The organism is Paenibacillus sp. MAHUQ-63 (assembly GCF_028765165.1).
Taxonomy (GTDB): domain Bacteria; phylum Bacillota; class Bacilli; order Paenibacillales; family NBRC-103111; genus Paenibacillus_E.
The window spans coordinates 756,739-776,942 of record NZ_JARADB010000002.1 but is presented as its reverse complement, the minus strand read 5'-3'; the positions used below and the strand labels follow the sequence as shown (position 1 = coordinate 776,942).

Sequence of the window (20,204 nt, the reverse complement as noted above, 5' to 3'; positions counted from 1 at the left end):
GTGATCATCCCTTCTGTTTGGCAGTCGCGAGTACTCGTTCGTTGCCGCCTATTAGTGTAATTTCCCCGTTTCCATCGACAACGGCGCCGTCTTCCACGACGGTGTTCTCCCCGATAATCGCTTTGTTAATGATCACGTTATTTCCAATTTTGGCATTAGGCATAATGACGGAGTCGCGAATCTGCGTGCCTTCCCCTACTTGAACGCCGAAGAACAGAACCGAATGATCGACATCGCCAAAAATTGCACAGCCTTCGTTCACCAACGAACGCTTGATGTTAGCCGTTGGCGCTACATATTGTGCAGGCTGATACGGATTCTGGGAGTATACGCGCCAATCTTTGTCATTCAGATTAAGCTCATTATTCTCATCCAGCAGATCCATATTCGCTTCCCATAAAGAATCGATCGTACCGACATCCTTCCAGTAGCCTTCGAACGGATATGCGAACATTCTTGCTTCGTTCTGCAGCATCATCGGGATGATATCTTTCCCGAAATCTTTACTGGAATTCGGATTTTCCTCATCGGCGATCAAATACGCTTTGAGCACGCTCCAGTTGAAAATATAAATACCCATCGAAGCCAGATTGCTGTTCGCTTCTTTTGGTTTCTCGGCAAATTCGGTAATTTCCTGATTGTCATTGACACTCATGATGCCGAAACGGCTCGTTTCTTCCCATTTCACTTCAATGACGGCGATCGACGCATCCGCATTCTTCTCTTTGTGATACGACAGCATCTTGTCGTAATCCATCTTATATATGTGATCACCCGAGATGATCAGTACATACTCCGGGTCATACTGCTCGATGAAGCCGATATTGCGATAAATCGCATTGGCTGTACCTTTATACCAGTCTCCGCCCTTTTGTTCCATGAACGGAGGCAATACGGTGACACCGCCGTTCTTGCGGTCCAAATCCCATGAACTGCCGATGCCTATATACGTGTTGAGCACAAGTGGTTGATATTGGGTCAAGACACCTACAGTATCGATACCCGAATTCGTGCAATTGCTTAGGGTGAAATCAATGATACGGTATTTACCGCCAAAGTGTACGGCTGGCTTCGCCAAATTGTTCGTCAGTACGCCTAATCTTCGTCCTTCTCCACCAGCGAGGAGCATGGCAACACATTCTTTACTGCGCATCTCTGATTTCCCCCTTCAACTTCGTCGTCATTCTCATCTTGGAATTGCTGAACACATTTTATATACACAGCCGCAAGCGGCGGAATACACAACGATAAGCTGTAAGGCAGGCCATGCCACGTATGTTTGACACTCGTAATCGGCAGTTTGTTCCCTTGACCGGATCCTCCGAATTCGACTGCATCGCTATTGAAAACAACTTCATAGATCCCGTTGTGCGGAACGCCGATCTTATAGTCCGGATGGACCACCGGCGTGAAATTGCAGACGAGAATCAAATCGTCCTCAGACGAATCGCCTTTGCGCATGAAGGTTACGACACTCTGGCTCTCGTCATGCGGATTGATCCATTGGAATCCGTCCGGGTGATGATCCTTCTGCCATAAGGCCGGCTGGTCCTTATAGAATTGATTGAGCTTCTTCACGTAATGATGCATCTGCTCATGCTTCTCATAACCCCGGAGCAGGAACCAATCCAGCTCTTCCTGGTCCTTCCATTCGTCGAATTGACCGAATTCACTGCCCATGAACAGCAGCTTCTTCCCAGGGTGCCCCGTCATATATCCATATAATACGCGAAGGTTGGCGAATTTCTGCCAATAATCACCCGGCATCTTATGCAGCAGGGAGCGTTTGCCGTGTACGACCTCATCGTGGGAGAACGGCAGCACATAATTTTCGCTGAACGCGTACATGAAAGAGAACGTAATCAGCTTATGGTGATATTTGCGGTAAACCGGATCCAGCTTCATATAGCGAAGCATATCGTTCATCCAGCCCATGTTCCACTTATAGTTAAACCCTAATCCGCCGTCATGCACGGGAGCCGTCACGAGCGGCCAGTCGGTCGAATCCTCCGCCATCATTAACGCTTCCGGGTAGTACGAGAAGACGACCTGATTCAGCTTTCTCAGGAAAGCGATCGCTTCAGGGTTGTCGTCACCGCCCCATTGATTCTTCAGAGGCTTCTCGTTCCATCTTCCGAAATTCAGATGCAGCATGGAAGCGACCGCGTCCACCCGTATTCCGTCGATATGGTACATATCCATCCAGAAGATCGCGTTGGAGATGAGAAAGCTCTGCACCTCCGGCCTGCCGAAATCGAACGTGAGCGTCCCCCACTCCAGCTTCTCCGCTTTGCGGGGATCTTCGTATTCATACAGCGGCTTTCCATCGAACTGCCTGAGCCCGTGGGCATCCTTGCAGAAATGGCCGGGCACCCAGTCCATAATGACCCCGATCCCCTTCTGATGGCAGCGGTCGACGAACTGCATGAACGCTTTAGGCGAACCGTGCCGGCTCGTCACCGAATAATACCCGGTTGCCTGGTAGCCCCAAGAGCGGTCGAACGGGTGCTCGGCGAGCGGCATGACTTCAATATGTGTATAACCCATTTCAACTGCGTAGTCGACAAGCTCCTCCGTCAGCTGCTCATAAGTATATAATTCTTCGCTTTTCTTATCTTTTTTACGCCAAGTACCGAGATGCACCTCATAAATGGACAGAGGCTTATCATAAGACGGATTCAGCTTTTTCTGCTGCTGCCATGCTTGATCCTGCCATTCATAGCCATGGAGATCGGCGACTCGCGAGGCCGTGCCTGGACGAACTTCGGAATAGAAGGCGTAGGGGTCGGCTTTCAACAAAATTTGGCCGGTTTCGCTATGAATCTCGAACTTGTAATAGTCCCCTTCGCTTGCCTCAGGAACAAAAAGCATCCATACGCCAAGCGTGCTGAATTTCTCCATGCGATGCTTACCCGATTGCCATTGATTGAAATCACCGAGCAAATATACCTGTTTGGCATGAGGTGCCCATACAGCGAATCGAACGCCCTCCTGGCCCTTAGCTTTGCTAACATGCGCCCCCATAATCCGATAACTGTGATACAGGGATCCTTCATGAAGCAGAAACAAATCTTCTGAGCTGGGTGTACCAACATTAACCCCCATGTAATCCCTCCCATATTCAACCTAAACAATCAATATATGGATGTAATAAATAATTACATACACCTTTAATACCACATACAAGGCGATAATTCCTTCAACCCCTCATATTAAAAAAAGGAAAATAGTTCGCGCGGGGTGAATTATTAATGTGACTAATAACTGAAAGGTGGAACCCAGGTTATGAAAGACAAGGTAAAAGGACTTATCGTTGGTTTAACGATCGGTTCGTTAATTAGCGGCACGGCCGCTTTTGCGGCTGGCACTCAAATTGAAGTCGCCTTCCGCAGTCTCAAATATATGTTCGATGGTGTCGAGAAGACGCCTGATGGCGGCAAAGGCTTTATTTATGAAGGATCGACATATGTGCCTCTTCGCTTCGTCAGTGAAGCCCTTGGCAAGAAGGTCGAATGGGATGAGGCGAATGAGACGATCTGGATCGGCAGCAATCCGAATGCCATTGTGGCTTCGTACCATGGCGGTACGGTAACCCGCGGCGATTTCGATACGTTCTTCGCGATTCAAGGTTTATTCAACCAATACCATAACGCTTCGAAAGACGATCAGGCGTATCAAAAAAACGTTCTTACCCAATTGATCGGGAACCGAATCTTGTATGACAGATCCTCGGAAACAGAACGCCTTGCAGCCAAAACCGGGGCCGAACAACAAATCAACAAGTGGAAGCAAGATTCCGGCGAACAGCAGTTCCAAGACATACTCAAGAGAGCGAATGTGACGGAATCGCAGCTTCAATATGCTTGGGTCGGACAAGTCATCGCGCAGCATGCAATCAGGTCCACCATTACGGATGCCCAGCTGAAGGCGCAGTACGATGCCAACCTGCAGGCGAACAAGGACGCTTATACGATTGCCTCCGTACGCCACATCCTTATCGGTCTGACCAGCAGCGACGGCACCGTGAAACGGACCAAAGAAGAAGCCCTCAAGCTGGCGAAAGATGTGCAGCAGCGCTTGAAGAACGGCGAAGACTTTGCGAAGCTGGCTCAACAACTGACGGACGATCCAGGTTCCAAGGAGACCGGCGGACTGTATGCGAATGCCGAGGTTGGCCTCTGGGTGCCCGAATTTAAGAAAGCTGCCGTCGAGCAAGCGATTGGAACCGTCGGCGACCCTGTCGAGACGCAATATGGCTACCATGTCATCAAAGTTGAATCGAGATCCGTTAAATCGCTGGATTCCGTGAAGGAATCGTTGAAAGATTCGCTGGAACCGGTCCAGATGCAGCAATTTACCGAAAAAGAACTGCCCGCTTTGATTGAAAAGATCGATTTAAGTCAATAAATGGTGTACAATGGATGTTTGTTAAAGTAAACAAGTTGAAGGATGGAATGAAGCAATGTTTTATGCAAAAGACTGGGTAGATTACGAGCTTCTCGATACCGGCAGCGGCGAAAAGCTGGAACGTTGGGGGACGATCGTCCTGAGAAGACCGGACCCGCAAATCATTTGGCCGTTGGAGAAAGAAACGCAAGCCTGGCGTCAGGCGGATGCTCATTATCACCGCAGCTCCAGCGGCGGCGGGCAATGGCAGCACCATACGGAAATTCCTGAGCGTTGGACGATCACTTATGACCAGAAGCTTACTTTCTATATTAAGCCTACAGGCTTCAAGCATACGGGCTTATTTCCGGAGCAAGCCGTGAACTGGAAATGGATGATTGAGAAGATCCAAGGCGCCAAAAGGCCGATTAAAGTGTTGAACCTGTTCGCTTATACCGGCGGTGCGTCGCTAGCGTGCGCATATGCAGGTGCCGAGGTTTGTCACGTCGATGCGTCCAAAGGCGTCGTCCAATGGGCCAAAGAGAACTTGCACTTAAGCGGCATGGGCAGCCGTCCCGTTCGCTTCATTACGGATGACGTGTTCAAATTCGTACAGCGCGAGCAGCGCCGCGGCAGCAAATACGATGCCATCATCATGGATCCGCCATCGTACGGACGCGGGCCGAATGGCGAAACCTGGAAATTGGAGGAAGATCTCTTTCCTTTCATCCAGACATGCCAAACGATTCTGACCGACAATCCGCTCTTCCTGTTGATCAATTCGTATACAACCGGCATCTCGGCAACCGTGCTGCACAACATCTTGTCCATGGCGATGAAAAGCAAGCACGGCGGCACAATCTCCAGCGGAGAAATCGGATTGCCGATCACCCACTCCGGATTAATGCTCCCTTGCGGCATATTGGGACGCTGGGAGGCTTAACGTGGCCGACACGCAAATACCTATTCTGTTCGAAGACAACCACATTCTCGTCGTGGAGAAACCCGTGAACATGCCGACGCAGGAAGACGATTCACGCGATCCCGACCTGCTGAACGCGCTGAAGGCGGACATCAAGCTTCGGCACAACAAGCCCGGTAATGTATACCTCGGACTTGTTCACCGGCTTGACCGTCCCGTCGGCGGCGTCATGGTCTTCGCCAAGACGTCCAAGGCCGCCTCGCGGCTTTCGGACGCCGTAAGAACGAGGCAGCTCGATAAGACGTACGTCGCAATTGTGCATGGCAAACCGCCACAGCCGTCCGCTACGCTGCGTCACTGGCTCTGGAAGGATACGAAGACGAACACCGTCTCCGTCGTCAAACCGGGCCAGCACGAAGCCAAGGAAGCTGTGCTGGATTATAAGCTGCTCGGCAGCCGTGACGGCTTCAGCTTGGTACAGATCAAGCTGCATACCGGGCGGCCGCATCAGATCCGCGTGCAGATGGCCGCGATCGGCTGCACGCTGTATGGCGACCAGCGCTATGGCAGCGCGGTCAATAAGCCGGGCCAGCAGCTTGCGCTCTGGGCGGCGGCGCTCTCCTTCGAGCATCCGACGCTTAAGGAGCGGATGCATTTCCGCTCGCTGCCTCCGGTGCAGCGGCCGTGGAGCGAATTTACAATTCCGGAATTGTAAGTTCCTTGCCGCAAGACATCAATTCGCAACCTTTCCTAGCAAATAAATGAGCAGTTTCTGATTATGGGCGGACACGCGGCTCAGGTACGTATCGAGGAGTTGTTCCCGGATTAACGCACCGCGCTCGCATTCCGCCCTTCCTTTGTCTGTTACATGAACCCAGACGATCCGGCGGTCTTTCTCATCTCGCACTCTCACGATTAATTCGCTTTTCTCCATACGATCTAATAGAGTTGTAACCGCCGCAGGTGTTGTAGTTAAATATTCGATTAGATCTGAAGGCTTCATACGCTCATTCGTCATAAGCAATTCTAATACATTAAGTTGCCCTTCTGTAATCGTAGGTGCTAATCCTACTTCCATCTGGCTCTTCAATTCCTTAGACAATTTCAGCCACAGCTTTCCAAACTCATCAGAATACAACCTCACATCAACTCGCTTCCAACATCTACTATAAGCCAAGTATAGCACGCATTACCGCTCGTTAAAAGGTTAATGCCATTAATACTTTCCTACAAAAGCTGCGCTTGAATAGGACATGCTGTGGCAGTTTGTCGACGCTCCGCTAACTTTGTCTGTTCCTGTGAGAGGCGGCTTGCCGCTCGACTTTTTTTAACACAACGCCCACTCCCGACATATACTGTGAAGCGGATATTTATCGTGAACTGCCTATGAAGGAGTGTTGTCAAGTGGACGCTTGGAAAATGGAGCTCGGCAAAAAAGCACTGGAAGCCGGCATATTGAACGACCCACAGTGGCTGGATCGGTTGGATGAACCGATGCCCCTGTGGGTCGTATTGGAGTTAGCTTTTAAATTGATGGAAAAGCTGGACCCTCCGTCAATCTCCTATGATTGAGGGAAGCGCAGCACATCGACGATCGACTCCGTCTTGGTCACCGGGATCAGCTGCTTGCCTTGCGCCTTGCGGTCTTCCAAAGGTGCAGTCTCCGTAGAGAAGCGAAGCTTCTCGCCATTGCTCATAATCGCGGTGATCAAATAATCCATCTTCACGATGAACGTGCGGATGAGCGCCGAGCCGTTAGGCCTTACGCGCTTGCCTTCCTTGAATTCGAAGGTAAGAATGCCTTTCCCTCCGCGCCCTTGAATCGGATAATCGACGACAAGCGACCGTTTCGCATACCCGAGATCCGAAATGACGAGCACTTCGCCCTCATCGCCATAAATCCACTCGGCGGCAACGACCTCGTCGTCCTCCTTGAGCTGGATGCCGCGCACGCCACCGGCCGCACGGCCCATCGGGTTCACTTCCTCCTCGCGGAAGCGGATGCTCATGCCCTGCTTCGTGACGAGCAGAATTTCCTTCGTGTTGTCGCTGAGCTGCACCTGCAGCACATCATCCTGCTCGCCGAGCTTGCACGCGACGATTCCGTTAGATCGGTTCGTCATGTACTCTTTGAGCTCCGTCCGTTTCACTTGGCCTCTGCGTGTCACGAACACGAGCGATTTCGCCGGATCGTCGAAGCCTTTCACCGGAATGACGCTGACGATGCGGTCTTCCTTGGCGATCGGGATGACATTCACGATGGCGGTGCCGTTTTCTTTCCACTTGTACTCGGGCACCTGATGGACAGGCAGCAGGTAATAAAGCCCTTTCTTGGTGAAGATCAGCAGATTCTCAATGGTATTCACGTCAAGGAGATAGCGGAGGTAGTCCCCATCCTTAAGTCCCGTATTCTCCAACTCGCCGCCGGAACGAGTAAAGGACAGCTTGCTGGTGCGCTTCAGATAACCCTCATTGGAGAGCGTAACGAATACATCTTCCGGATTAACAAGCACTTCCAGGTTTACCTTGAGCTCTTCAACTTCCCCTTGGATCTCGGAACGGCGGTCGATTCCGTACTTTTTACGGATTTCGCCCATCTCATCCTTGATCACGCCGAGCAGCTTCTTCAAGCTGCCAAGAATGCCGCGCAAATAAGCAATCGTTTTCTCAACGTCTTTCAATTCTTTCTCAAGCGTCGTAATTTCCAGATTCGTTAACCGGTATAATTGCAAAACAAGGATGGCATCGGCTTGGCGCTCGGAGAAGCCGAATTTCTCGACCAGATTATTTTGAGCATCCTGGCGGTTTTTGGACGCTTTGATCGTCGCGATAACCTCGTCCAATATATTTAGTGCTTTCACGAGTCCTTCCAGCACATGAGCGCGGTCTTCCGCTTTCTCCAGCTCATATTGGGAACGGAAGGTAACGACTTCCTTCTGATGCTCGATGTAAGCTTCCAGGATTTCGCGAATCCCCAATTGGCGCGGCGCCTTATTCACAATCGCAACCATATTGAAGTTATACGTGACTTGCAAGTCCGTTTTCTTCAGCAGATAGGCCAGAATCCCCTGCGCATCCGCTTCTTTCTTCAGCTCAATCACGATCCGCAAGCCGTTGCGGCCGCTCTCATCGCGCACTTCCGCGATGCCCTCGACCTTTTTCTCCAGACGAATATTTTCCATCGACGTAACAAGACGCGATTTCACGACTTGGTACGGGATTTCCGTAATCACGATTTGCTGTTTGCCCCCGCGCAGATCCTCAATTGCCGTTTTGGAGCGAATGTAGATCCTGCCTTTGCCGGTGCGATACGCGTCCCGGATGCCTTCTTCCCCCATAATAATACCGGAGGTCGGGAAATCCGGCCCTTTGACGATGGTCATTAACTCGTCGACCGTAATCTCGGGCTTGTCGATCATCGCCGTACAAGCGTCGATAATCTCACGCAAATTATGCGGTGGAATTTCCGTTGCGAAGCCTGCCGAAATGCCGCTCACACCGTTTACGAGCAAATTGGGATAACGCGCCGGAAGCACGACAGGCTCCTTCGTGGAATTGTCGAAGTTGTCCTTGAACAACACCGTACGTTTCTCAATGTCGCGAAGCAGTTCCATCGCAATCTCGGACAGCCTTGCTTCCGTATAACGCATCGCTGCCGGCGGATCGTCGTCGAGCGATCCCCAGTTACCGTGGCCGTCAACAAGCGTATGCCCCATTTTCCACGGCTGCGCCATCCGCACCATGCCGTCATAGATCGACGCATCGCCGTGCGGATGATAATTACCCATGACATCCCCAACCGTTTTGGCGGATTTGCGATACGGTTTATCCGGCGTGTTGCCGGAGTCGTACATTGCATACAGAACACGCCGTTGAACGGGCTTCAAGCCGTCTCTCACGTCAGGAATCGCGCGGTCCTGAATAATATATTTGGAATACCGCCCGAAGCGATCGCCAACGATCTCCTCCAGATAGGCGGGTAAAAACTCTTCTAAAATGCCCAACGTTCAGTCACCACTCTTTTTGGTCTACTCTACATATTCGGTAAAATCAACGTTCTCGATAATCCAGCGCTTGCGCGGATCTACCTTGTCACCCATTAATGTCGTCACGCGGCGCTCCGCTTTCGCAGCATCCTCGATCTGCACTTGCAGCAAAGTACGGCTCTCCGGATTCATCGTCGTTTCCCACAGCTGCTCCGGATTCATCTCGCCAAGTCCTTTATAACGCTGCAATTCGCTGTTCTTGCCCATTTCTTTGACAACCGCTTGCAGCTGCTCGTCCGTCCAAGCATATTTGTACCCGCCGTTTTTGCCTTTGCGCGTCACTTTATAGAGCGGAGGCTGAGCGATATACACCTTGCCTGCATCCAGCATCGGCTTCATATACCGGTAGAAGAACGTAAGCAAGAGCACTTGAATGTGCGCGCCATCGGTATCGGCGTCCGTCATAATAATAATTTTGCCGTAATTCATCTCATCTAACTCAAAATCGGAACCGACGCCAGCGCCGATCGCGGCGATAATCGCTTTATACTCGTCATTTTTCATGATGTCGAGCAGCTTCGCTTTCTCGGGATTCATCGGCTTGCCTTTCAGCGGGAGGATGGCCTGATGCTTGGAGTCGCGGCCCTGCTTCGCCGATCCGCCGGCGGAATCGCCCTCAACGACGAACAATTCATTGCGTTGGAGATCCTTGGATTGTGCGGGAGTCAGCTTCCCGCCCAGGTTCGAGCTTTCGCTCTTGCCCTTCTTCCCGCTGCGAATCTCTTCTCTCGCTTTGCGTGCCGCTTCACGTGCTTTGGAGGCTTGCACAGCCTTCTTCAGCATCATTTGCGCGATTTGCGGATTCTCTTCCAAGAATACCGTCATTTTATCGGAAACGACCGCATCGACCGCACTTCTGGCAATAGCGCTTCCAAGCTGGTCCTTCGTTTGACCGACGAATTCGACCTCGCCCATTTTAATATTGATGACAGCCATCATCCCTTCCCGCAGGTCGGTGCCGTCCAGATTTTTTTCTTTTTCCTTGAGAATTCCCGCTTTGCGGGCATATTCATTCATGACGCGCGTGTACGCCGTCTTGAAACCTGTCTCATGCGTACCGCCGCCGCGAGTCGGGATGGCGTTCACGAAGGAAGCAATCGTTTCGGTGTAGCCGTCATTATACTGCAGGGCGACTTCGACCTCAATCTCATCCTTTTCTGCGGCAAAATGAATGACCGGGTGAAGCACCGTCTTCTCTTCATTCAGGAACTCAACGAATTGGCTAGCGCCGCCTTCATACTGAAAAGACTCCTGTTTGTCCGTACGCTCATCCTTTATATTCACAAGCAGCCCCGAGTTCAGGAAAGCAATTTCCTGCAGCCGCTCGGCCAGCGTATCATAGGAGATCGTTGTCCCGCCTTGGAACACCCTTTTGTCAGGCTTGAACGTAACCTTCGTTCCCGTCCGATTCGTATTGCCAATCACTTCGAGCGGGGTTACAGGCTCCCCGACGTGCTCGACGCCCGCATCGTCCACCCAATATTCGAAGCGCATCCGGTGAATTTTGCCGTCCCGGTAAATTTCAACCTCCAGCCACTCGGAAAGCGCGTTCGTAACCGATGCGCCTACGCCGTGAAGACCTCCGGATTTCTTATAGCCCGACCCGCCGAACTTCCCGCCGGCATGGAGAATGGTGTACACGACTTGCGGCGTAGGCACTCCCGTCTTATGCATGCCGGTCGGAATCCCACGGCCGTTATCCTGAACGGTAATCGATTGGTCCTTATGTATCGTTACGGTTATTTTGGAACAAAACTTCGCCAAATGCTCATCTACCGCATTATCGACGATTTCCCAAACCAAGTGATGCAAACCGGATGAGCTGGTGCTGCCGATGTACATGCCCGGTCTTTTGCGCACAGCGACGAGCCCTTCCAGTACTTGAATATCATCTGCTTCATAATTGGATGTTGGGGCTTTTCCATTCGCTAATTCTAGCTGCTCAGTCATTGAAGCCCTCCTTTGTCTAGTATAGGGTACATCATCAGGAGATCCGCCTCTCCATGTTATCTTTTAATTCAATATATCTTTGCGCGTGAAAACTGTAAAGGACACGATGAGCGAAGCTGCAGCCCAAACGCTCAAAACGCTTAGCGAGAATCCTAAGTCCATCCCCTTGATCGGCGGAAGCCCTCCCGTTAAATACTTGGTTAAATCCAGGTTGACCATAAATAAATATTTGGCGGTTTCCCAAGACGACACCATATTCGAGAGAATCGTACCAGATATCAATACGGCGAGCATTACCCCCATACCTGCTGCTGTGGAACGAATGAGCACCGAGATCATAAGCGACATGAAAGAGACAACCAGCGCAGAGAACCATACCAGTCCGAACTCCATAAGGAGAAAGAACCATTGATCGACGGCTCTGACCAAGGAGAAGTCCACTTCCGTACCATTCACTTGGATCCCGGTAAATATGGGCATCGTCCATCCGTTATAGCCGAACACAAGGCCTGAAATCAAGTAACACATGACCCCTGTGGACAATACGGTGAGCGAAGTAAAGAAAATAACGGTAATTAATTTGCTCAATAGGATTTTCCATCGCTGAACCGGTCTTGTCAACAATAATTTAATAGTCCCCGTAGAATGCTCGGATGATACGATGTCTGCAGAAATCACCATAATGATCAACGGGATGAATAAAGAGACGGCATTTTTCACAAACTCGCGCGTAAACGTAACGGCATTCGGGGAGCTCGGATCGACATCCTGCTCCAAATAATAATTCGCAATTTGAATTTGCACCCTGAGCTGCTGCTTGAACTCGTCCGGGGTGCGCACGGAGCTTAGGCGCTTTTCCCAGTCGATCACTCTCTGACGCTGCTCAGCCTTCCAATCCGTTGTGCCGAATTGCTTCTGAGCGTTTTGTGCGACTCGCATTTGAGCATACGTAAACATAGGAATAAGGGCAAGCAGGATAAGAATAATGACATAGAACCGCTTTTTCTTGATCATTTTGATGCATTCGTTTTTGACAAGCTCATACAAAGTACGCACTTCTCTCACCCTCCCTAATGTATCGTTTCCCCTTCGGTCAGGCTCAAGAACAAATCTTCCAGTGTCGGGTTCTTGATTTCTACGGCAAAGAGGCTAATTCCTGCTTCCATCAATTCGCGGCTTAATTGCGGGACATGCTCTTTATCCATCTGAGTGACGATTTGTTTCACCGAAGACTGGGTGAGATGGTGCTCGTCTTGAGCAATCTCCTCGATGGCATGCACAAGCGGCGACGCATCTAGAAGCCCCTCGGCCTTATCGGCCGGAGACACGGACCACACCACTTTGCCCCCCTGCGCAATCAAATCATCTACGGCTCCTACTTGAATCACTTGCCCGTGACTAATGATCGCGACCCTGTCGCACATTTGTTGAATTTCACTCAATAAGTGGGACGAAACGAACAAACTTAATCCGCCTTCGGCTAACCGTTGGATGAATTCTCTCATCTCCTTAATGCCTTGCGGATCAAGGCCGTTGGTCGGCTCGTCCAAAATAAGCAGGCTCGGCCGGCCCAGCAATGCTTGAGCGATGCCAAGCCGCTGTCTCATCCCGAGCGAATAGGTCCGCACTTTATCGTGAATCCGAGCGTCCATCGAGACAATGTCGACGACCTCCTGGATTCTCTCCTCACCGACATCCGGCAGCATCCGGGCGAAATGCTCAAGATTTTCCCAACCTGTCAAATACGAGTACAGCTCCGGGTTCTCAACGATACAGCCGATGTGGCGCATAGCTTGATTGTGCTGCTTGCGGACATCGTAGCCGCAGATTTCGATGCTGCCCTCCGTCGGACGGATCAGATCGACAAGCATCCGGATGGTTGTCGTTTTGCCGGAACCGTTCGGTCCGAGAAAGCCGAAGATTTCACCTGCATACACGTCGAAGGAAATGCCTTTGATAATCTCTTTATTTTTAATTCGTTTTTTTAAGTTTTTAACGGACAACACGGTTGTAGGAACGGTTGTTGCTGTTGCTGATGTTGTTGCTGATGCTGCCATTTTTGCCTGCCCCCATTACTTCAGAATTTGTAAAATTCGATCCGCAATCCGCTCATAGCCATCCGCATTGGGATGAAAATGATCGCTAGACGACAAATATTTCATCAAATTTTGTTCGAACAAATCGTAGGTCGGGACAATGATCATCTGCGGGTAGCGATTGATCAGTTCGAAGACACCGTTATTCCAGCGCTGAACGATCAAAGAGCCCTCCCTCTTGGCGTCGAGATCCAGGAACGGGTGATACAGCCCGACATAAAGCACGGTTGCTTTCGGATTCGCCTGATTGATGGCTTGCAAAATCTTGTCCATTTTCTCAAGTGCTGGCGTGACGCGGCTAACCGCGGCTTCGGGGTTAAACTCGGTTTGATTGTCCCCTGTGAACAACCCTTCTCCGCCTGCGAATATGTCATTGCCGCCAATCGTCAGCAAAACAATATCGGCCTGAGCCAGCGCATCCTGCGTCTTCTTCAGAGCAAGATCAGCTAACAATTGATCGCTCTTATAGCCCGGAATCGCCAGGTTATTCAGCACAAAGACCGGCTTGCCGGTTTCTTGCTCGAGCTTCTCGCGGACGCGTCCGACGTAGCCTTTGCCCGTGTTGTCGCCTGTACCGGCGGTCAACGAATCGCCGAGCGCAACAATTTGCAGCTTGGCCTTGCTTTCAATCATCGTTTCCTTCTTCGGCGCCTCTGTGTTCAGCTGAAGCGTACCCGATGCTTTCGGAAACCATATCTGATTCGCCGCGTAGCCGAATCCTACCGCGAATGCAATCGTCGTAATGGAGGCTGTCAAGCCAATTGTTCCCCATATGAAGCGAGATGATCTCAAGTCTGTCCCCTCCTGCGAATAAATGGCATAATTCATTCTAAGAGTATAGCTTCCGGCATAAATTTGCAAACGCTGCAATGGGGGGAAGCATCACGATGCGACCGTGCGTTCGCATTTTGTAGTATAGCATATAAATGCCGTTAGAAGAAGTGAACTGCCCTGGTATAGCCAAGTTTGGCTCGTTGCAACCTCTTACTGGGGCAAAGGCTGTTGGATAGCGTGTGGCGATATGCCGTCTGAATGAGTGACGATTGGCTGATTTGGTGGATGGACGAGGAACATAGGTAGAATTAGTGGTGGATCGAGGAAACGCAGATATAACTAGCGGGGATTGTGAAAAGCAACCAGAAGTAGTGGAAGGAACGAGAAAATGCAGACAGGTCTAGTGGTGGATCGATTGGCGATAGGCTGAATTGGTGGGCGTACATGGAAACGCTGGCAGAATTGGTGGTGGATCGAGTGTCGATAGGCTGAATTGGTGGGCGTACGTGGAAACGCTGGCAGAACTAGTTGTGGATCGATTGGCGATAGGCTGAATTGGTGGATGAACGAGGAAACGCTGGCAGAACTAGCGGTGGATCGATTGGCGATAGGCAGAATTGGTGGATGAACGAGGGAATATAAGCAGAAAGCTACCTGTTAACGGCTGCATTACACGGCTAACGGACACCAGCGCCGTTATTTCCCTGTCTGTCAGCGCGCTGCACGGCTAACGGACACAGGAGCTCCTGTTCGCCCATTTTGGGGACGAAATTCAATCAAAATGGACAAATAACGGCGCCGCTGTCCGTTAGAGTTCCTAATCGGCGATATTTCGCCGAATAAGCGCAGCTGTGTCCGTTAGTCGGGCGCGGACTCGATGAAGGCTGCGCTGGCGGACACTGCAACGCTGCGGCATCCACGGCTAACGGACACCAGCGCCGTTATTTCCCTGTCTGTCAGCGCGCTGCACGGCTAACGGACACAGGAGCTCCTGTTCGCCCATTTTGGGGACGAAATTCAATCAAAATGGACAAATAACGGCGCCGCTGTCCGTTAGAGTTCCTAATCGGCGATATTTCGCCGAATAAGCGCAGCTGTGTCCGTTAGTCGGGTGCGGACTCGATGAAGGCTGCGCTGGCAGACACTGCAACGCCGCGACATCCACGGCTAACGGACACCAGCGCCGTTATTTCCCTGTCTGTCAGCGAGCTGCGCGGCTAACGTACACAGGAGCTCCTATTCGCCCATTTTGGGGGCGATATGCGATCAAAATGGACAAATAACGGCGCCGCTGTCCGTTAGAGTTCCTAATCGGCGATATTTCGCCGAATAAGCCCAGCTGTGTCCGTTAGTCGGGCGCGGACTCGATGAAGGCTGCGCTGGCGGACACTGCAACGCCGCGGCATCCACGGCTAACGGACACCAGCGCCGTTATTTACCTGTCTGTCAGCGCGCTGCGCGGCTAACGGACACAGGAGCTCCTATTCGCCCATTTTGGGGGCGATATGCAATCAAAATGGACAAATAGCGGCGCCGCTGTCCGTTAGAGTTCCTGATCGGCGATAATTCGCCGAATAAGCGCAGCTGTGTCCGTTAGTCGGGCACGGACTCGATGAAGGCGCTGGCGGACACTGCAACGCCGCGGCATCCACGGCTAACGGACACCAGCGCCGTTATTTCCTTGCCTGTCAGCGCGCTGCGCGGCTAACGGACATAGGAGCTCCTATTCGCCCATTTTGGGGGCGAAATTCATTCAAAATGGACAAATAGCGGCGCTCCTGTCCGTTAGAGTTCCTGATCGGCGATATTTCGCCGAATAAGCGCAGCTGTGTCCGTTAGAGACGGGCGCGGACTCGATGAACGCTACGCTGCCGGCTAGCTGGCTGCCGTGAAGGCTGCCATTCCATGGCGGGCTTCGCTGACTTTTTCCGTTGACAGACACTTCAACGTCATACCGTCCACGGCTACCGGACACCGGCGCCTCATCACCGCAAAAAAGGGAGCTAAGCGCAGCAAGCCGCCTAACTCCCTTAACCATCCGCTCTGAGAAAATCTTCCACCCCGTTGCGCAAAACCCAATCAAAATGTATATTTGATTTTCTATACGGCATCCTGCAAAAACTTATACTGCGCTTGAATCAAGCCATAGTATATTTTTTGCTCGCGCATCAGCTCGTCATGGTTGCCGATCTCCATCATGCGGCCGTGATCCAGCACGACAATTTTGTCCGCATTCCGAATGGTCGAAAGCCTGTGAGCCACGATGAAGGACGTGCGGCCCGCAAGCAGCGTTTTCAACGCTTCCTGAATTTTCAGCTCCGTATCGGTATCGATACTTGCCGTCGCTTCATCCAGGATAAGCACCCGCGGATTCGCCAAAAGCGCCCTCGCGAACGAAATCAACTGCCGCTGACCCATAGATAGCACGTTCCCGCGCTCCTGCACCTCGGTGTCATAACCGTTCGGCAGTCCTATGATAAAATCGTGCGCATGCACGGCCTTGGCGGCGTTCTCAATTTCTTCATCCGTCGCATCCAAGCGGCCGAAACGGATATTATCGCGAATCGTTCCCGAGAAAATGAACGTATCCTGCAGCACGACACCGATCTGCGAACGCAAGCTCTGGATCGTCACGTTCCGGATATTATGGCCGTCAATTTCTATGCGGCCTTCCGTCGGATCGTAGAACCGGCAGAGCAAATTCATAATCGTGCTTTTGCCTGAGCCCGTATGACCGACCAAAGCAATGGACTGCCCCGCGGTCACATTCAGGTTGAAGCCTTTGAGGGCAGGTCGGCCCGGCTCATATTCGAAGACCAGATTCTCGAATTTCACATTCCCCTGAATGTTCGGCAAATCTTTGGCACCCTCCAGCTCGGCGACCGTCGGCTTCTCATCGATGAACTCGAAGATCCGCTCCGCGGAAGCCATGGCAATCAGCAGCTGCGAATACATTTGGCCAAGCCGTGTAATCGGCTCCCAGAAATAGCCTATGTACGTAGCGAAGGCGACCAGCAAACCGACTGAAATTTCTTCCGTTTGGATCAAATAGGCGCCTAACCAGAACAAGATGCAATAGCCGACCGCACCTGTAATCTCGATGAGCGGACCGAACGATTGGTTGAGCATCGAAGCGCGGTTCCAGGATAACCGGTTAACCATGTTCATTTTCGTAAAAAATTGAATGTTTTCTTTTTCCTGCGTATACGCTTGAGTCACCTTAATCCCTTGAATACACTCGTTCAAATGCGCATTCAGCCTGGATTGCTTCATCGTAACGTCCTGCCAGGCGTGGCGGATTTTTTTCCGCAGCTTGGTGGAGATCAAGAACATGATCGGCACCGTCACGATAATCGCCGCACCCAATTTGAAGTTAAACGTCAACAAAATAATGATGATCCCGACCAACTGCACGACGTCGATCAACAGATTGACAACCCCGTTCGTAAACAAGTCCTGCAGCGAGTTGACGTAGTTCGTTATACGCACCAGAACCGAGCCGGCCGGACGCGTATCGAAGAATCGGAAGGACAGCTTCTGAATATGGCTGAACAGGTCGTGCCGTAAGTCATAAATGACACGCTGGCCGATCATATTCGTATACTTAATACGAAATGTGTTGGCAAGCCATTGAATGATATACACGCTCAGCATGACGCCGACAATGATGAGCAGCAAGCTGGAATCTTTAGGAATGATAGCTTTATCGATCGCTTCCCGGATCAACAGCGGAACCGTCAGCTTCGTGATGGCGCCGACAAGCATCATGATGATGATGATCGGCAGCATTTGTTTCCGATACGGCTTCATATAGCCGAATAATCGTTTTAATTGTCCCCAGTCGAAGGGCTTATCGATCAATTCATCGTCTTGATACACAAATCGTTGGCCAACTTGCGAATCCCGCCCTTTCGCAGTCGCTTGTTCTATCTTCGATTTCGTACTCAATGTGCTAACCTTCTTTCTTGCAAAGAGGAATGGTTACGCGCGTTCATCGTGGATTCTGCGTCGGCGCCGGTTTCATTCGACGTATCCTTAGCCGCAGCAATTTGAGCGCCCGCCGACGTTTCTTTCGGCTGATCGGCATATTGAATATCGTAAGTTTGGCGGTATAGGCCTTCCTGCTGCAGAAGCTCATGATGCTTGCCTCTTTGGACAATTCTGCCTTTATCCAACACGATAATCTCATCGGCATGCTTCAAGGAAGAAATGCGATGTGCGATAATAAAAGTCGTTCTGCCTTCCATGACCTCACTGAAGCCGGCTTGGATCTCATGCTCCGTTTCCATATCGACGGCGCTGGTCGCATCGTCCAGCACAAGAATCTTCGGATCTTTGATAAGCGCTCTGGCAATGGCGATCCGCTGTTTCTGACCGCCCGACAAGCCAAGTCCGCGCTCCCCGACAACCGTGTCATACCCTTCCGGGAGCTCGGAGATGAAATCGTGCGCTTTGGACAGCTTCGCTGCGCGAATAATTTCGTCCATCGTCACGTCTTTGCGCCCATAAGCGATATTATTGCGAATCGTGGACGAGAACAGGAACGTCTCTTGGAAAACGGTCGCAATTTGGTTCCTGTAGCTTTCGACTTGCAGCGAACGGATATCTTTCCCGTCCAGACTAACCTTGCCCTCTTTCACGTTATAGGCTCTCATCAGCAAGGAAATGACCGTCGTTTTCCCGGAACCTGTGCTGCCCAGAAGCCCGATGACCGAGCCTGGAGGCGCATCCAGATTAAAATCGTAAAGAGCAGGCTGCTTCTCCGGATAGGCGAACGTAACATTCTCGAAGCGGACATGGCCTTTCACATTTTCGCTCTTCACTTCAGCAGCGTCCTGCGCATCTTTCACATGCAGGTATTGGTGCAAAATGTCGAGGATTTTCTCGCCGGATGCTTTGGTATTGGTGAAGTTGTTAATATGGAAACCTAATCCCCACATCGGTCCGATGATGTACCAGATTAAGCTGAAGCAGGCAACCAGTTCGCCAAGCGAAATCGTATCCTGGATGACCATGTAACCGCCAACACCGAGCAGAATGACAACACTCAAATTCGCCAAAATCTCCATGATCGGAAAATATTTCGCCCAAATCCCGGAGCTTTCGATATTCATCGCTTTGTAATCCTCGTTGCGAGCCGAGAATTTCTCCACTTCATGAGACTCACGAGCGAACGATTTCACGGTCCGAACGCCGGTAATGTTTTCTTGCACCGCGGTTGTCATCGAACTGAGTGACTGGCGGACCATCCGGAAGGCTGGATGGATTTTGCCTTCAAAGCGTATTGCCGTAAATGCCAGGAATGGCATCGAAATCATCGTAAGTAAAGCTAATTGCCAGTTGATCGAAAACATCATGCTCATCCCGAAAACGAGCATTAATACGACGTTTAGCAACTGAGCGAAACCGAAGCCGATGAATTGCCGGATCGCTTCCAAATCGGCTGTCAGTCTGGACATTAAGTCCCCCGTTCTAGCCTGATCATAGTACTGAAAGGATAAATACTGCAGCTTGTTATAAAGCGCATTCCGCAAATGATAGGCAACCCGATTACCCAATCGGCCTCCGCACAATCCGTGCAAAAACTGAAACATCCCCTTCAGCGATACAACGAGTACAACGACAAGCGCCAGTTTGGGCACGAGATCGAATTGCTTCTTGGCGATCACATCGTCGATCAAATACCTCAGCAAATTCGGATACACGAGACCTAATGCAGTTGCCATTGCCAAACATAGAATTGCTCCAAAAAACAGTTTTTTCTCTGGCCAAAAATAGGGCTTCAGTTGCCTGAATACTTCCACTTTCGTGACCCCTCCTCAAGAAGGCTAATTTGGAAAAGCTCGGTAAGCGTTTTAATACTTAATGAATCTTAACACCATCCCTATATGCGGGCAATCTAGAGAATGCGTGATATAATCGCTTAAAAGCCCATAAGTTCACAAAAACTTGCAGGAATCCCCCCTATTCTTTAAAATCATCCCGATAACCCTCTATGTAAGCCTTTACATGGCACAACAAGGAAAAGGG

The 20,204-nt window shown here is 51.0% G+C and carries 14 protein-coding genes; 4 read left to right on the top strand and 10 right to left on the bottom strand.

Annotated features, from left to right (window positions below; translation table 11 throughout):
• Positions 1–4 precede the first annotated feature (4 nt).
• A complete protein-coding gene (locus PUT07_RS11795) occupies positions 5–1,153 on the bottom strand; it encodes a glucose-1-phosphate adenylyltransferase (protein ID WP_274468192.1) in 1,149 nt (382 codons plus the stop codon).
• Complete coding sequence (gene glgB / locus PUT07_RS11790; protein WP_274468190.1) at positions 1,096–3,105, bottom strand: 1,4-alpha-glucan branching protein GlgB; 2,010 nt, start codon at positions 3,103–3,105, stop codon at positions 1,096–1,098. The genes PUT07_RS11795 and glgB overlap by 58 nt, the downstream gene beginning before the upstream one ends.
• Positions 3,106–3,285: 180 nt before the next feature.
• Here glgB and PUT07_RS11785 point away from each other — a divergent pair, with 180 nt between their 5' ends.
• Genes PUT07_RS11785 through PUT07_RS11775 form a run of 3 tightly spaced genes read left to right on the top strand, consistent with a single transcriptional unit; the run spans position 3,286 to position 6,023 of the window.
• Positions 3,286–4,407: a peptidylprolyl isomerase gene (locus PUT07_RS11785; RefSeq protein ID WP_274468188.1), complete on the top strand. Its 1,122-nt coding sequence runs from the start codon at positions 3,286–3,288 to the stop codon at positions 4,405–4,407.
• A gap of 55 nt (positions 4,408–4,462) precedes the next feature.
• A complete protein-coding gene (locus tag PUT07_RS11780; RefSeq protein ID WP_274468187.1) occupies positions 4,463–5,329 on the top strand; it encodes a class I SAM-dependent methyltransferase in 867 nt (288 codons plus the stop codon).
• Between the two features lies 1 nt (position 5,330).
• The gene (locus PUT07_RS11775) at positions 5,331–6,023 is read left to right on the top strand and encodes an RluA family pseudouridine synthase (RefSeq protein ID WP_274468186.1); all 693 of its coding nucleotides are present in this window, start codon (positions 5,331–5,333) and stop codon (positions 6,021–6,023) included.
• 18 nt (positions 6,024–6,041) lie between these two features.
• Here the strand turns inward: PUT07_RS11775 and PUT07_RS11770 are convergent, their stop codons facing one another.
• Positions 6,042–6,446, bottom strand: a complete 405-nt coding sequence (locus tag PUT07_RS11770; protein WP_274469300.1) for a MarR family winged helix-turn-helix transcriptional regulator — start codon at positions 6,444–6,446, stop codon at positions 6,042–6,044.
• A gap of 266 nt (positions 6,447–6,712) precedes the next feature.
• On the opposite strand from PUT07_RS11770, the gene PUT07_RS11765 reads away from it, so the two are divergent.
• Complete coding sequence (locus PUT07_RS11765; RefSeq protein WP_274468185.1) at positions 6,713–6,880, top strand: hypothetical protein; 168 nt, start codon at positions 6,713–6,715, stop codon at positions 6,878–6,880.
• Here the strand turns inward: PUT07_RS11765 and gyrA are convergent.
• The 7 genes from gyrA to PUT07_RS11730 all read right to left on the bottom strand — a co-directional run bounded on the left by gyrA (position 6,871) and on the right by PUT07_RS11730 (position 19,978).
• Positions 6,871–9,312, bottom strand: a complete 2,442-nt coding sequence (gene gyrA / locus PUT07_RS11760) for a DNA gyrase subunit A (protein ID WP_274468183.1) — start codon at positions 9,310–9,312, stop codon at positions 6,871–6,873. The genes PUT07_RS11765 and gyrA overlap by 10 nt on opposite strands.
• A gap of 24 nt (positions 9,313–9,336) precedes the next feature.
• Positions 9,337–11,304 carry a DNA topoisomerase IV subunit B gene (gene parE / locus PUT07_RS11755; RefSeq protein WP_274468181.1) on the bottom strand — a complete coding sequence of 656 codons (1,968 nt, stop codon included), beginning with the start codon at positions 11,302–11,304 and terminating at the stop codon, positions 9,337–9,339.
• Between the two features lie 63 nt (positions 11,305–11,367).
• The gene (locus tag PUT07_RS11750; protein ID WP_274468179.1) at positions 11,368–12,360 is read right to left on the bottom strand and encodes an ABC transporter permease; all 993 of its coding nucleotides are present in this window, start codon (positions 12,358–12,360) and stop codon (positions 11,368–11,370) included.
• Positions 12,361–12,374: 14 nt separating this feature from the next.
• Positions 12,375–13,361, bottom strand: a complete 987-nt coding sequence (locus PUT07_RS11745) for an ABC transporter ATP-binding protein (protein ID WP_274468177.1) — start codon at positions 13,359–13,361, stop codon at positions 12,375–12,377.
• A gap of 15 nt (positions 13,362–13,376) precedes the next feature.
• The gene (locus tag PUT07_RS11740; RefSeq protein WP_274468176.1) at positions 13,377–14,192 is read right to left on the bottom strand and encodes a GDSL-type esterase/lipase family protein; all 816 of its coding nucleotides are present in this window, start codon (positions 14,190–14,192) and stop codon (positions 13,377–13,379) included.
• A 2,082-nt stretch (positions 14,193–16,274) separates the two neighbouring features.
• A complete protein-coding gene (locus PUT07_RS11735; RefSeq protein ID WP_274469299.1) occupies positions 16,275–18,104 on the bottom strand; it encodes an ABC transporter ATP-binding protein in 1,830 nt (609 codons plus the stop codon).
• Between the two features lie 14 nt (positions 18,105–18,118).
• A complete protein-coding gene (locus PUT07_RS11730) occupies positions 18,119–19,978 on the bottom strand; it encodes an ABC transporter ATP-binding protein (protein ID WP_274468174.1) in 1,860 nt (619 codons plus the stop codon).
• Positions 19,979–20,204 lie beyond the last annotated feature (226 nt).

Bases quoted from the DNA above. Each gene is read 5' to 3' on its own strand.
- parE (WP_274468181.1), bottom strand. From the start codon at position 11,304: ATGACTGAGCAGCTAGAATTAGCGAATGGAAAAGCCCCAACATCCAAT.
- glgB (WP_274468190.1), bottom strand. From the start codon at position 3,105: ATGGGGGTTAATGTTGGTACACCCAGCTCAGAAGATTTGTTTCTGCTT.
- PUT07_RS11780 (WP_274468187.1), top strand. From the start codon at position 4,463: ATGTTTTATGCAAAAGACTGGGTAGATTACGAGCTTCTCGATACCGGC.
- PUT07_RS11745 (WP_274468177.1), bottom strand. From the start codon at position 13,361: ATGGCAGCATCAGCAACAACATCAGCAACAGCAACAACCGTTCCTACA.
- PUT07_RS11785 (WP_274468188.1), top strand. From the start codon at position 3,286: ATGAAAGACAAGGTAAAAGGACTTATCGTTGGTTTAACGATCGGTTCG.
- PUT07_RS11795 (WP_274468192.1), bottom strand. From the start codon at position 1,153: ATGCGCAGTAAAGAATGTGTTGCCATGCTCCTCGCTGGTGGAGAAGGA.